Annotated in this window: 14 protein-coding genes; 5 read left to right on the forward strand and 9 right to left on the reverse strand. The window is 37.1% G+C overall.

All coding sequences use genetic code 11. The features are described from left to right. The first annotated feature begins 183 nt into the window (after positions 1–183). Both lptB and ACJAT0_RS09980 read left to right on the forward strand, forming a co-directional pair. Complete coding sequence (lptB, locus tag ACJAT0_RS09975) at positions 184–930, forward strand: LPS export ABC transporter ATP-binding protein (protein WP_415181535.1); 747 nt, start codon at positions 184–186, stop codon at positions 928–930. A gap of 31 nt (positions 931–961) precedes the next feature. Beyond that, positions 962–1,159 (forward strand): hypothetical protein, encoded by a 198-nt coding sequence (locus ACJAT0_RS09980; RefSeq protein ID WP_415181536.1) that lies wholly within the window; start codon positions 962–964, stop codon positions 1,157–1,159. 84 nt (positions 1,160–1,243) lie between these two features. Here the strand turns inward: ACJAT0_RS09980 and ACJAT0_RS09985 are convergent, their stop codons facing one another. The 4 genes from ACJAT0_RS09985 to ACJAT0_RS10000 form a co-directional block, all read right to left on the reverse strand. Further along, a complete protein-coding gene (locus tag ACJAT0_RS09985; RefSeq protein ID WP_415181537.1) occupies positions 1,244–1,732 on the reverse strand; it encodes a hypothetical protein in 489 nt (162 codons plus the stop codon). Further along, positions 1,729–1,989: a hypothetical protein gene (locus ACJAT0_RS09990; protein ID WP_415181538.1), complete on the reverse strand. Its 261-nt coding sequence runs from the start codon at positions 1,987–1,989 to the stop codon at positions 1,729–1,731. Before ACJAT0_RS09990 ends, ACJAT0_RS09985 begins: the two co-directional genes overlap by 4 nt. A 261-nt stretch (positions 1,990–2,250) precedes the next feature. Then, on the reverse strand, positions 2,251–2,700 hold the full coding sequence (locus ACJAT0_RS09995; RefSeq protein ID WP_415181539.1) for an RHS repeat domain-containing protein: 450 nt from the start codon (positions 2,698–2,700) through the stop codon (positions 2,251–2,253). Then, complete coding sequence (locus tag ACJAT0_RS10000; protein ID WP_415181540.1) at positions 2,693–3,454, reverse strand: CDP-alcohol phosphatidyltransferase family protein; 762 nt, start codon at positions 3,452–3,454, stop codon at positions 2,693–2,695. The genes ACJAT0_RS09995 and ACJAT0_RS10000 overlap by 8 nt, the downstream gene beginning before the upstream one ends. A gap of 172 nt (positions 3,455–3,626) precedes the next feature. Between ACJAT0_RS10000 and ACJAT0_RS10005 the strand changes: the two genes are divergently transcribed. After that, the gene (locus tag ACJAT0_RS10005) at positions 3,627–4,673 is read left to right on the forward strand and encodes a PorV/PorQ family protein (protein ID WP_415181548.1); all 1,047 of its coding nucleotides are present in this window, start codon (positions 3,627–3,629) and stop codon (positions 4,671–4,673) included. A gap of 63 nt (positions 4,674–4,736) precedes the next feature. Further along, complete coding sequence (lnt, locus tag ACJAT0_RS10010; RefSeq protein ID WP_415181541.1) at positions 4,737–6,401, forward strand: apolipoprotein N-acyltransferase; 1,665 nt, start codon at positions 4,737–4,739, stop codon at positions 6,399–6,401. 114 nt (positions 6,402–6,515) lie between these two features. Here lnt and ACJAT0_RS10015 read toward each other — a convergent pair whose 3' ends face one another. The 5 genes from ACJAT0_RS10015 to ACJAT0_RS10035 form a co-directional block, all read right to left on the reverse strand. Further along, a complete protein-coding gene (locus tag ACJAT0_RS10015) occupies positions 6,516–7,901 on the reverse strand; it encodes an exopolysaccharide biosynthesis polyprenyl glycosylphosphotransferase (protein ID WP_415181542.1) in 1,386 nt (461 codons plus the stop codon). A 32-nt stretch (positions 7,902–7,933) separates the two neighbouring features. Continuing rightward, the gene (locus tag ACJAT0_RS10020; protein ID WP_415181543.1) at positions 7,934–8,947 is read right to left on the reverse strand and encodes a glycosyltransferase family 4 protein; all 1,014 of its coding nucleotides are present in this window, start codon (positions 8,945–8,947) and stop codon (positions 7,934–7,936) included. Between the two features lie 10 nt (positions 8,948–8,957). Beyond that, complete coding sequence (locus ACJAT0_RS10025; protein ID WP_415181544.1) at positions 8,958–10,319, reverse strand: O-antigen ligase family protein; 1,362 nt, start codon at positions 10,317–10,319, stop codon at positions 8,958–8,960. 80 nt (positions 10,320–10,399) lie between these two features. Then, the gene (locus ACJAT0_RS10030) at positions 10,400–10,726 is read right to left on the reverse strand and encodes a MerR family transcriptional regulator (RefSeq protein ID WP_415181545.1); all 327 of its coding nucleotides are present in this window, start codon (positions 10,724–10,726) and stop codon (positions 10,400–10,402) included. A 33-nt stretch (positions 10,727–10,759) separates the two neighbouring features. Next, positions 10,760–11,740, reverse strand: a complete 981-nt coding sequence (locus tag ACJAT0_RS10035; RefSeq protein ID WP_415181546.1) for a M23 family metallopeptidase — start codon at positions 11,738–11,740, stop codon at positions 10,760–10,762. A gap of 154 nt (positions 11,741–11,894) precedes the next feature. Between ACJAT0_RS10035 and alaS the strand changes: the two genes are divergently transcribed. Continuing rightward, the coding region (alaS, locus tag ACJAT0_RS10040; RefSeq protein ID WP_415181547.1) for an alanine--tRNA ligase at positions 11,895–13,573 on the forward strand (1,679 nt) is incomplete at its 3' end.

The following is a 13,573-nucleotide window of genomic DNA, read 5'->3' on the forward strand; positions in this document are numbered from 1 at the left end:
GGATATTCTAAGTGAATGACAAAAATATCTTCAGGATAATGAACGTTATCGCCCATGAGAAATCTAGGAAGTTCCATAAAATGAATAGTTGAATTTCTAATATAAACGCAATTTAATCATTAGTGAGAATTAAGAAGTCATAACTTGAGTAAAAATTGATTTCAAAACCATTAAATTTGTTCCATGTTAAAGAAATTAAGAGCTGATAATTTACAGAAATCCTATAAAGGCCGTCCAGTGGTAAAAGGGGTTTCTTATGAAGTGAATCAAGGAGAGATTGTAGGTCTGCTAGGACCCAACGGTGCTGGGAAAACAACCTCTTTTTACATGACGGTAGGTCTTGTAAAACCTACTGGTGGTGAAGTGTGGCTAGATGACAAGAAAATCACTAAATACCCCATGTATAAAAGGGCACAGCATGGTATCGGTTATCTGGCACAAGAAGCTTCGATTTTCAGAAAACTTACTGTAGAAGAAAATATCCTCGGTGTTTTACAACTGACCAAGCTTTCTAAAAAAGACCAAAAAGAACGTTGTGAGAAATTGCTCGAAGAATTTGGCCTACAAGACAAGCGCAATAGAAATGGGGATTTATTAAGCGGTGGAGAACGACGCCGTACAGAAATAGCTCGTTCCCTAGCGACAGACCCTACTTTTATATTACTCGATGAGCCTTTTGCAGGTGTGGATCCAGTAGCGGTAGAAGATATCCAAAGAATAGTATCGCAACTCACTAAGAAAAACATAGGCATCCTTATTACCGACCATAATGTTCAAGAAACACTCGCTATTACAGACCGTACCTACCTTATGTTTGAGGGTAAGATCTTAAAACACGGTTCGCCCGAAGAACTGGTCGAAGATGAGGTAGTGCGCAGGGTATATTTAGGACAGAATTTTGAATTGAGGAAGAAGAAGATTTTTGAATAGCTCTTTTTTAATACCGGCTTGAACTGAATAGGTGAAAAAAATAAAATATTTCTTTAATAAACTAGGTCGCTTTGCTTTAAAACATAAAAAAAGAAACGCTATTTCTAACTTTCCTCTTTTTCTTAACTCTTGTTGTGTAGATCACGAGCGTGACGCTCGCGCCAGCTGGGATCTTATTGATATAGCATTATTCTACCATAAAACTAAAAAAGCGTATTCTAGAGCTTGATTTTATCGCATAAAAAAAACAGTAATCAATTTCTTTTTTAATTACTGTCTTTTAATGATTTAAATTCTACTTTTTTGCAATATCCTAATTTGAACTTTCACCCAAATCAACATCTAACTCACATAAAACAACTTCATCATCATCTTTAATAATAACATGAACGTTACTATTCGCTTTATAGAATCTACCCTGCATTGAATGTTCACTCATTTTTGAATAATCTTGAAACTCAACGAATATTTTTTTATCAGAAAGATGTTTTGGGTATATCATATTTAATAACATATTATTTTTATCAATCGAATAATATCCAATAGGTAAAATACCAAACTGTTTCCAATACTTATTTTTAGAAACCCAAAACTTTAAATTATCACATTTATCTTCACCTATATAATTAATAATTGGGGTGTCATTTATTAATACACCAATATCTTTAGCTTCAAGAGATGTATTAGTTTCTACAGGATAGTATTTGATAAATTGTCTACTATTTGATAAGAAGATACTTATAAGATAATAAAATGATAGTATAATGAAAAGACCAATGAGATAATTAATTATTTTCCTCATCCAATTGTTGGTTTTAATTTGTTATCAACATCAGTTCCTTTATTATCTTCTTCTATTTGACGTTGCTTATTATTTGACGAAACGTTTTTATCAATAAATGGAACTTTAAATTTTTCGATTGGATCATTTATTGGATCGTAATTATTACATTCACCATTATTTAATCCCGCAGCATCCAAAGCATCTGTACATACATCCGTGCACTCATCCCATGGATACCATCCTATTTTTGTTGTTTTATCAGCTGCTTTATTCATCAAAGCATCTTGTTTTGGAGTTGTTTCTATTAAAAACCCTTCTTTATATCTCTGCTTTATATTTCGATCCTCGTCTCTTTTGGATTTTTCAAAGCCTTTTCCATCATCATAATCTGTTTTAAAAGTGTCATACTCTGATTGAGTGAATTCTGCTAAAGTATTAAACGATTCTATAGTATAATCATTATTATTTGTACTAGACCAATCTCCATCTATAGAATAATATTTCCAACCATTCTTATCGTCACCTACAAGTATTGCTTAGTGTCCATATCTGTGATTGGTTCCTAAGCTAGTCTTCTCATTATTACCATAAGACAATATTATAACATCACTTGGCGCCATCCCATCAGGATCATGAAATTTAATAGGGTTATCAAACGCATAATTATACGGCGACCACTCAGGCATCTGCTCAGCAAGAGGGTCGATGTTCATCCAACGACCTAAAGCAGGATCATAATTACGAGCGGTGATATCTAACCAATCAAGACCTAGTTCCTCTTGTTCTTCTTTACCATTGTAACCGTACTTGTGATCACGACCAGCAATCACGTTATTATACCCCTTGTGTTGTAAGCCAAAAGGATAGTAATTATTCTCTTCCTTGATCTGAAGTGAAACAGGACTAGAGTTATTATGGTTGACATCTAGATAGGAGAGCCTTACGTTCCCTACATGGTCTTTATATTTATAGACATAGTTACACATTGTTGCTTTTAGCTCTTAAATTATGCACCACACTCATTAGCATATAAATGATGATGATACAGGGCACGGCATAAATTTGTAGCCACAGGATAAGACTCAAACAAATCACTATAAAAATCCAGCGTATTTCATTTCCTTTCCACCCAAAACTTTTGAACTTTAAGGCAAATAAAGGCAACTCTGCATTGAGAATGTAAACGCTGAATAAGCTTATTGCTATAAGAATATAAGGGTTTGTCAATGCATAGTACAACCAGTTCCAATCGGTATCTTGGGCTATAATGCCTAAAGAGAGGATTAAAATAGCATTTGCTGGAGTAGGCACTCCTATAAAAGAATCGGTCTGTCTGTTGTCTACATTGAATTTTGCCAGTCGGTAGCAGCTTCCTAGCGTGATGAGAAAACCTACCACCGGCAGGTATGGGTGGCTGAGCAGGTAACTCTTATTTACTGACGTAAAACCCTGTTCTACATCAATTAAATTAAAACCTATAGAATCGCTCAAGAGTTGGTACATCACAATTCCTGGAACAAGACCACTGGTCACCATATCTGCTAAGGAATCCAGTTGTTTCCCCAGCTCGCTAGAAACCTGTAAAAGTCGCGCTGCAAGACCATCAAAAAAGTCAAAAAATATACCCGCAGCCACAAAGATACCAGCGAGAATAAGTTGGTCATGAAACGCATAAATAGCTGCGATGCATCCACAAAGTAGATTCAGTAAAGTAATGATGTGAGGTATCCAATTCTTCATCTTACAAATATGCAGTTTTTTAGTGATGTGAAATGCGATCTTTTTAGGCAATATCAACAGATTTTCACAGTTATACCAGTTACTATTTGAATTTACTGGTGTTATTAACTCAGAAACTAAGATATTTGCGTTTCATTAAAATTTCTGCTTGAAAAATTACTTTTATTTACTGATGGTTGTTTGTTCCGCTTTCGCGAAAGCGCAAACCTCCAGAGCCTACTCCAACGAATTTCTAAATATAGGAGTCGATGCTGCGGCTTTAGGAATGAGCAATGCTGTAGTGGCGAGCAGTAACAATGTAAATTCTGTATATTGGAATCCTGCTGGACTGATTAGAATGGAAGAACAAGAGGTTTCTTTGATGCACTCGAGTTACTTTGCCAATATTGCTCAGTTTAATTACGCTGCCTTTGCAATGCCTATAGATGACGCAAGCGCTTTTGGCTTTTCTGTAATTCGGTTTTCTGTAGATGATATTTTAAATACGACTCAATTAATAGACGATCAAGGAAACATCAATTACGACCGAATTTCTACCTTTTCTACCGCAGACTGGGCTTTTACATTTTCCTATGCCAGAGAAGCAAAGCTGGACGGCTTTTCTTATGGAGCAAATGCTAAGGTCATACGCAGGGTCATCGGTGAGTTTGCTAACTCTTGGGGCTTTGGGTTTGATATAGGGATGCAATTTAAACGTGGCGAGTGGCAAGTGGGATTGATGGCTAGAGATATTACAACCACTTATAATACGTGGTCTATAGATGAAGAGAAATTTGCCGAAATAAGTGGCGCCGTAGAGAACCAAAATCAAGAGCTGCCAGAGACGACAGAAATCACACTTCCTAAACTCCAATTAGGACTCGCAAGAACTTTTACTTTTCACTACGACCATATCCTGACCGCCGAGGTGAATATGAATATGAGGTTTATACAAACTAACGATGTCATTTCCAGCAGTGCCGTGAGCGCAACGCCAGCTTTGGGTTTAGAATACAGCTTTGTAAACCTGGTATTTGTACGTGCTGGTGTAGGAAATTTTCAAAACATACAACAACTAGATGGCAATAGCAGCACCACATTCCAGCCTAATATAGGAGTAGGCTTTAAGTACAAAGGCATCTCTGTAGATTATGCGCTTACTGACATAGGTGATTCTAGCGAGGCGTTGTATTCTAATGTTTTTTCGGTCAATATTGATCTATCTGTTTTTAATAGGTAATTTAATTATCACAACACCTGTTGCCATTCAAAGCGCTTCAACTAACAGCCTAATAAGTAGTACATGAAACTAACCAGTATATTATTAGCCCTATTATCAGGGATATTGTTTTGGCTGGGCTGGCCTACGCATGGTTTTGCTGGGTGGCTACTTGTAGCTTTTGTACCCTTACTTATCTCAGAACGCCGCATACGGCTCCAGGAGGGGAAAAGAACTGCCATTAGGGTGTTTCTTCACTCCTACCTTACTTTTTTTATCTGGAACATCACAACTACTTACTGGTTGTATTATTCCACCCCTTTTGGGATGTGGTTTGCTGTCATAGCAAATTCGGCATTGATGAGTCTTGTTTTTTTAGGCTATCATCTACTGGCTCGAAAAGCTACTCAAGGTGCTGCCCTCACTTTTCTTGCCTGTCTATGGATCAGTTTTGAACGCATGCATCTGGAATGGGATTTCTCTTGGCCTTGGCTCAACCTAGGGAATGGATTTAGCGAGACCACTTCTTGGATTCAATGGTACGAATACACCGGTACTTTTGGTGGTTCTTTATGGATCTGGCTGGTGACCATATTTGTTTTTGTCAGTGTGATACACTTTGGCCCTGAACTACACCGAGATAAACTTTCATTTCAGAAAATAAAAAACCTCCTTATTTCAAAACGCATGTTCCTTATCAAGCGTGCTTCTGTTTTTGGAGCATTGGTATGTATTCCTATACTGCTATCTTATACCATAAGCTTACTAAATATGGAGCTTCAAAAAGGTGGCGGTACAAATGTGGTTATCGTACAACCTAATATTGATCCTTACAGTCAGAAGTATGACACCACTAATGATAGTATCGTAGCATTAATAGCTGACCTAGCGCTACCAGAAATGGATGAATTTACAGATCTTGTGATCACACCAGAGACCGTTCTTGCTGATGATGTAAGACTGTCTAACATGAACAGATTAGCTGCTGATCGCTCTGTAAACCAGATTAGAACGGTATTGTATGAGTATCCCAAAACCCATTATTTAGGTGGTATTTCTATCACTGAGATTTTTAGAGACTCTTCAAGAGTTAGCGCTCAGACGAATATAGCAGGAGATGGAAGGACTTTTTACAATGATTACAATTCGGCTATGTTTTTATCGGCTACCGACTCCTTGCAAGTATATCATAAATCAAAACTGGTCGTAGGTGTTGAAAATTTCCCTTACAAAAATGTGTTGCAGCCTCTTTTAGGAGATGCCATGCTGGATTTAGGCGGCACCATATCTACTAAAACAACTCAAAAAGAACGAGAAGTTTTTAAAATGAATGAACAAAATACGGTTGCTCCCGTAATTTGTTATGAGTCTGTTTATGGAGCCTATGTTGCTGATTATGTAAAAAATGGAGCTACATTTCTAGCCATCATCACCAACGATGCCTGGTGGAACAATACACAAGGACATAAGCAACACCTGAGCCTTGCTAGACTCAGAGCCATAGAAAACAGAAGGTGGATTGCTCGCAGCGCTAATACGGGAATAAGCGCGATAATTAATCCTGAAGGAGGTATTGTAAAGTCATTAGAATACGACGTAAAGGGAACGATCAAAGGAACCATTTATCCTAAATCAAAGATGACTTTTTACACGACCCACGGGGATTATATCGCAAGAGTAGCGTCGCTTATGGGATTGTTTGTTTTGCTATTTAGCGTTTTTAAACGCGGTAAGATGCAGCGTAAATAAGTGTAGCGTTTGAATACCTTTTTTTGATAATCCTGTTTTTATAGCGACTCAAAAAAAACAGGTATTATGCTCCACTATCAACTAAAATCTGAACCTGCATACCGAATTCTAGGCTTACTGTCCTTTAAAAAATATAACGGTACTTAAGGTTTTTACTAATATTCTAATATCGAGAAAAACACTGCGGTTTTTAATGTAATAAAGATCGTATTGAAGTTTCCTCAGGTGATCCTCATCCGTAATGCCATATTTTGTTTTTACTTGTGCCCAACCTGTTAAGCCTGGTTTTATGACATGACGGGTTTCATAAAACGGAATTTTCTCAGAAAGCTGTTCTACAAAAACCTTTCGTTCTGGACGTGGACCTATGACACTCATATCTCCTTTTAAAATATTCCAAAACTGAGGAAATTCGTCTATACGCGCTGCTCGCAAGAACTTACCAAATTTTGTTATCCGTACATCATTTTCAACGGCAAACTGGGCTCCTGACTTCTCAGCGTTTTTCACCATAGTTCTAAACTTCCATATTTTAAATAATTTCCTATTGATACCTACTCGCTCTTGTGTGTAAAATAAAGAACCGCGATTCCCTATTAAATTACCTATAAAAACAAATGGCATCATCAAAAAACAGGTACATAGACCTAATAAAGAAGTAATTAGGTCAAATAAACGATGGTATACTAAATACAACCTATTGTGATTATTACGCGCAAAAGGGAAATACTTATAGAAATCTTTACCTACATACTGTACGGGAACTCGATCGGTCATTTCTTCATAGACCTGCGTGTATTCTCGAACCGAATAGCCTTTTTCAACGAGCTCTATCAGCCATCGGTATAAATTAGAAGTGATTCCTTCTGCATCCTTACTTGCGACGACAACTTCGGTAATTAATCTGCTTTCAAATAAATCAATCGCTTCTTTGATGACCAGCTCCTTTAGACCTACAAAATGTCCTGATGCCATCGCTGGACCCGTATTTATAAAGCCGCTTATTTTGTAGTTAGGATCTACAACTTGTAAAGACTTTGCAATCATTTCAGCATCGCTGGCGTCAACAATTAGGATAATGTTTTTATCAAATCTAGAACTAGCAAAAAATTTGATGTAAATCGCTCTCCATAACAATAATGGTAAGGTAACCGCTAGATAGAAATATAATATTTGAATTCTATTCTCTGGTAATACTGGTGTTAAAAATGGCGTGAGTAAATAAACTAATGATGTTACAGAACCTGTTGTAACGGCACTTCTTAAGGTACCCGTAATACGGCTAGCACGTTGTAAATTGTACAGTTCAAAAACAGTAGCAAAAAATAATAAATAGGCAGCGAGTATAATCGACCACAACCATTGCTGCTCATTGATAATAAAATAATCAACATCGAAAACAATACCCACTACATCTAAAGCACCTAAAACAACTATCACATCTATAACACGCAATAGAACTTTCCTTTCAGAAACTTCAAAATGTATGGGTTTAAACAAGAAAATATAGGTTTAGGGAGTAAATATACATTTTATGATTGAAGTAACGAATTCCATTGCTGGCATACTTGGCTCCAAGAATAAGGTTCAATTGTTTCCCTTGCCTTTGCAACTATACGCCGGGTTTCTAATGGGTGACTTATCAAATAGTCAATACTGCCTGCCATTTTTTCAACATCATCATAGGGAACTAACTTGCCATTCAAATCGTTTTCAATTAGATATGGAATACCACCTACGTTAGTAGAAACTACGGGCAAACCAAGAGCCATAGCTTCGATAAGGCTAACCGGCAGGTTATCAAATTCTGTTGTATTGATGAATATATCATGTTGCTCACTTAAATCTACCCACTTTTTTTTAGACAATAAACCCGTAAAATTAACTTCCAAATTCAATTCTTTAGCTTGTATTTTACAAGACTCTTGTGAACCGTCTTTTTCAGGCCCTACCATTGTTAAGCTGGCATCTGGATATTTTTCTTGTAGCTTTTTAAGAACGTAAATCGCCATTTGCGGATTATAAATTTGCGCGAATGAACGCACCCATAAAAGTTTTGGTTGAAGAATGGTTCTCTCTAGAAAAGGATAATTTTCTAACTCGATAAAATTATTGATTTTAACGATTTTATGACCACCCGCTTTCGCAAAAGCGGCACTTAAATAATCACTAGGACTTACAACGGCATGCGCATTATGAATAAAAGCAGCAATAACATTTGGGTTTTTGTGCAATCTATCGGGTAAATTGCCTCCATGAAGTATGGGAATATAGTTCATTTGTAAGGTTTTGCATATCCGAGAAATCACTACGGCATACCAAAAATTCTTAGTGCTGTAAGTGTCTATAAGAACAATGTCTGCCCATTTTCTGGACCTATAAGTCATGCGCATCATATGCAGCATGCGTATAGTCCTATTTTGGATAGAAGAGGCATATCTAAGACGATAGCCTTCTTTTTGCAAAAGTGGCCCAAGTGTATCTATAGTTGTTGCCGTCTTGCCTTTACCTGCCAATTTGTTGCCTATGTAAAGAATGTTTTTCATAGAGCAGTTGCTAGTTGAGGCGTCTTTTAGTCGGTATCATTTTCTTTTTCACTGTAGGTTTTACAACATAAAGTAACGCCATTCCATAGAAAAAAGCAGGTGCCGCAATACGCATGGCACTGTGATTGATAGTCGCTATCCAAAAAATCAAAAAGGCATAAAAATACACATTACCTTTATGAGTAAGTCTAAAAATAAGCGGCGTAAAAAGGAGCACAAGAAGTGATAAAACACCTATACTTCCGTGTTCAGAAAGTAGTCTACTGGTTTCATTGTGAGAAGCTGCCACTATACCGTCTTTCTTAGCTCTATAGTATTTTACCTGCCCAGCCCCTATTCCAGCGATTGGATTTTCAATAAAAGCTTCTAACTCAATAGAAATTAACTCAACTCTACCTGTGGAGAGATCCTCTTTTGCCCTTCCAGCAGCATCTTTGTTTGCGTATCTCTTATCAATCAAACCACTTGTGGCCAAAGATGTATAACCCCAAGCGAGGACTAACCCTAGGGCAATAACCGCTAATTTAGGCAGGAAAGAAAACCTAAATTCAGACCGTTTTAAAAAAAATAACGTAAATATTACCGCCCCAATCATAAGAAAAGCGGTCAACACGCCACCTCGCGAAAAAGTTATCCAAGCGCGGTAAGTCATTCCTAAAAATAGAGTAATATCCAGTACATTGATCCATAAATTCTTGATTCGTACAAAACGTACAAAACAAATAAACATACCTATACCTAATGCCGTTGCCACTTGATTGGGGCCATATCCACCAGATGCCGCAAAGTTAGAAGCTGTATTAGTGACCACATCTCTTATATCTGGAGTCACTAAAAATAAATAGAAAGCTAACATAACAATTGGACCGACAGATAGTTTTAAAACCTCTTCCAACCTGGTCGTAGTAATCTTGCGTTGAAAACAATAAATAGCAACCACTCCTAAAGTTACTGGTCCACTTAAATTAAAGGCTACTGCCTTTCGTAAAGATTCTGTAATCGGAATATTTTGTGAAGCGATCACTATACTAGGCACCAGTAGTAGCAAATAAAAAACAAAAGGAATAGATTTTAATGAAAAACCTTTAATACATATACCAGCAAGCATAAAAGCTAAGACAAGATACTTAATCATTTCATAAAATAACAAAGCGTTATTCATCCTTAAGAACACTTCGAGACAGGAAAGATAACAGCAAGCGAGAATGATCTCATTATTCTTATCTGCACTGGTAAAGAGTCTTAAAATAAAATAAACGATCGTACCAAAAAAGAACACTTTTACCAAAAAAGGAAGTGCGATCATAAAAATTGTGATCACAATATGTCCACTGATAATTAAAGGATAAGGCAGCTTTTCAAATTTGATCATTAAAAACTAATGGTATTAAAGATGGTGTTCCTTACCGAAGTAAATTTAGTGTTTTAAGAAGTACATGAGCATACAGAAAATTACAACTGAGCTTTTATTTTTTGTAATTCTGCTTTTACATATTCTAGTTTACTAATAATTTCAAACGTATTCAACTCTTTTTTATGACTTTTCATGTACTCTCTAGCACCATCGATCGTGAATCCTTTCTCTTTTACCAGATGGTAAATGGTTTTGAGATTGTCAATATCTACTTTAGAAAATATACGATTGCCTCGAGAGTTCTTTTTAGGGTGCAATACTTCAAATTCTTTTTCCCAAAAACGAACCAAAGATGCGTTTACTTGAAATGCTTTGGTCACTTCTCCCATGGAGTAGTATAATTTTTCTGGAAGTTCTATATACATGATAGTTTCAATAAGTTCCTTCTCTAGTACACTTTAATCTAGGGAAATATTCTCTTCTTGTGATTTTCTTAAAAGGGCATTAAACTCCTCTGGGGTGAGGTTCCCATAATAAAAATTAATAGGATTGATGCGATCCTTATCTTTAAAAACCTCATAGTGCAAGTGTGGTGCTTGCGACCTTCCTGTACTCCCTACATAACCTATTATATCTCCTCTTTTTACTTTTTCCCCTCTGCGCACATTATAAGGTTTCACCGCTCTTAAGTGTGCATAAAGTGAGATATAACCGAATCCATGATCAATTCGTATGTGATTTCCATAACCGCTACTTCTAGCATCTGCGCGAGCTACAACACCATCGCCTGTAGCAAAAACTGGAGTCCCACGGGGCGCGGTAAAATCCATACCATAATGGAATTTTCTAGTCTTATTAAAAGGATCTGTACGGTATCCATAACCACTCGCCATGCGAGTAAGGTCTTGATTTCTAACCGGCTGTATAGCAGGAATAGACGTTAGAAGCTTTTCTTTATCCTCTGCAAGCGCCGCAATTTCTTCTAGAGATTTTGACTGGATTGCCGTTCTTTTTTTAAGCTTATCAATAGACTCCTTTAAGGCTATAATTTTCTTTGCGCTGTATTCTCCTTCATATTCTTTATACCGATTCACCCCACCAAAACCAGCTTGACGCTGCTCTGAAGGAATAGGGTTTGCATCAAAATAAATGCGGTAAATATTGTTATCACGATCCTCCACATTTTCAATCACAGAGGATAATCGAGTAACATCGTCTCGCATTTCATCCAGTTGTAGTTCTAAATATTCTACCTTACTGAGTGATTTCTTCAATTCTGGAGATTTCAGAAAGGTATCTGCAAAAAAGAAAGACACCAGTCCAAAACAAAAACTTGCTATCAAAAACAGCAAGCTCCTAAAAAAGAATCTACTTTTCTTAGTCTCCACCCTTCGGTAAGAAAGTGTTTCAGAATCGTAGTAGTACTTAACCTTTGCCATACGTTTTATTGTTCTATTTTTGTAGTGCTCTATGTGCTAAAAATAAGTAGAAAAAAGTTAGTGTTTGTTTCGCTTTCGCGAAAGCAGAATTACGACCAGCTTTATCAGATGGAACAAAAATAAGAAAATTGTGTTAACCGCTATTACAGTTAGAATGAAGTCAAAACAAATACGCCAAACTTTTCTTGAGTTTTTTGAAAATAAAAAACACCAAATCGTTCCCAGCGCACCTATGGTCATCAAAAATGATCCGACCCTGATGTTTACTAACGCAGGAATGAATCAGTTTAAGGAATACTTTTTAGGGAATTCTCACCCTAAAAACGACCGCATGACCGACTCCCAAAAATGTTTACGTGTCAGCGGTAAACACAACGACCTAGAAGAAGTAGGTGTAGATACCTACCACCATACCATGTTTGAAATGCTCGGGAATTGGAGTTTTGGCGATTATTTTAAAAAAGATGCCATTGCATGGGCTTGGGAGTTACTTACCGAAGTTTATGGAGTTGATAAAGACTGTCTTTATGTAACTATTTTTGAAGGTGATTCAAGAGAAAACTTAGATCGCGATTCAGAAGCCTACGATTACTGGACGGAATTAATCGCAGAAGATCGCATTCTAAATGGAAATAAAGCAGATAATTTCTGGGAAATGGGCGCTCAAGGACCTTGTGGACCTTGCTCTGAAATTCATGTGGATATAAGAAGTGCGGCAGAGAAAGCAAAAGTAGATGGTGCCACTCTAGTAAATATGGACCATCCACAAGTAGTGGAGATATGGAATCTTGTTTTCATGCAATACAACCGTATGGCAGACGGTTCTTTGAAAAATCTACCCAATCAACATGTGGATACCGGAATGGGATTTGAACGTCTTGCAATGGTATTACAAAAGGTTACCTCTAGCTACGATACAGACGTTTTTACACCACTTATTAGAGAAATAGAAACCATCACTGGTCATTCCTATGGTAAAACTACTCCTGTGGATATCGCCATTAGAGTGATTGCAGACCATTTAAGGGCGGTTTCTTTCTCCATCGCAGACGGGCAATTGCCCTCTAATACAGGTGCTGGTTATGTCATACGTATGATCTTGCGACGTGCGATACGTTATGGATTTACTTATTTAGGTAAGAAAGAACCATTTATATACCAACTGGTGCATACACTTTCTAAGCAAATGGGCGATGCTTTTCCAGAACTTCAATCCCAAAAGAATCTGATTCTTAATGTGATTAAAGAAGAAGAAGCTTCTTTCTTGCGAACCCTAGAAAACGGGCTTGCGCTTCTCGACTCTATGGTAACGAGCATAAAAAAGGAAGGTGTGACTACCTTAGATGGTAGAAAAGCATTTGAACTCAATGACACTTATGGTTTCCCAAAAGAGCTTACACGACTGATCTTAAGCGAGCAACAGCTAAAAATGGATGAAAAGGGCTTTGCTGTAGCGCTTAAAAAACAACAAGACAGTTCTCGTACAGCTGGTATTATAGAGACTAGTGATTGGACTGTTTTAAGAGATGGCGATGCACAAGAATTTATAGGATATGACCGACTCACTGGAGATGTACGCATTACTAAATACCGCAAAGTCAATAGCAAAAAGGATGGCGAATTGTATCAAATAGTCTTTAACATGACGCCATTTTATGGGGAGAGTGGTGGACAGACTGGTGATAAAGGATATTTAGAAAGCGCAAATGGTGATACGGTCTACATCATTGATACTAAAAAAGAAAACGGACAGACCGTTCATATCACTAAAAACCTGCCTAAAGAAATAGGCGGCACTCATAAAATTATGGTTGATACAGGCCAGCGAGAGCG

Source organism: Nonlabens sp., assembly GCF_047636915.1.
Classification (GTDB): domain Bacteria; phylum Bacteroidota; class Bacteroidia; order Flavobacteriales; family Flavobacteriaceae; genus Nonlabens.

What these genes read in the sequence shown, in the direction of transcription:
- lptB (WP_415181535.1), top strand. Translation starts at nt 184, where the DNA reads ATGTTAAAGAAATTAAGAGCTGATAATTTACAGAAATCCTATAAAGGC.
- ACJAT0_RS10030 (WP_415181545.1), bottom strand. Translation starts at nt 10,726, where the DNA reads ATGTATATAGAACTTCCAGAAAAATTATACTACTCCATGGGAGAAGTG.
- ACJAT0_RS10000 (WP_415181540.1), bottom strand. Translation starts at nt 3,454, where the DNA reads ATGAAGAATTGGATACCTCACATCATTACTTTACTGAATCTACTTTGT.
- ACJAT0_RS10020 (WP_415181543.1), bottom strand. Translation starts at nt 8,947, where the DNA reads ATGAAAAACATTCTTTACATAGGCAACAAATTGGCAGGTAAAGGCAAG.
- ACJAT0_RS09990 (WP_415181538.1), bottom strand. Translation starts at nt 1,989, where the DNA reads ATGAATAAAGCAGCTGATAAAACAACAAAAATAGGATGGTATCCATGG.
- ACJAT0_RS09985 (WP_415181537.1), bottom strand. Translation starts at nt 1,732, where the DNA reads ATGAGGAAAATAATTAATTATCTCATTGGTCTTTTCATTATACTATCA.
- ACJAT0_RS10035 (WP_415181546.1), bottom strand. Translation starts at nt 11,740, where the DNA reads ATGGCAAAGGTTAAGTACTACTACGATTCTGAAACACTTTCTTACCGA.
- ACJAT0_RS10025 (WP_415181544.1), bottom strand. Translation starts at nt 10,319, where the DNA reads ATGATCAAATTTGAAAAGCTGCCTTATCCTTTAATTATCAGTGGACAT.
- ACJAT0_RS09995 (WP_415181539.1), bottom strand. Translation starts at nt 2,700, where the DNA reads ATGTGTAACTATGTCTATAAATATAAAGACCATGTAGGGAACGTAAGG.
- lnt (WP_415181541.1), top strand. Translation starts at nt 4,737, where the DNA reads ATGAAACTAACCAGTATATTATTAGCCCTATTATCAGGGATATTGTTT.
- ACJAT0_RS10005 (WP_415181548.1), top strand. Translation starts at nt 3,627, where the DNA reads ATGGTTGTTTGTTCCGCTTTCGCGAAAGCGCAAACCTCCAGAGCCTAC.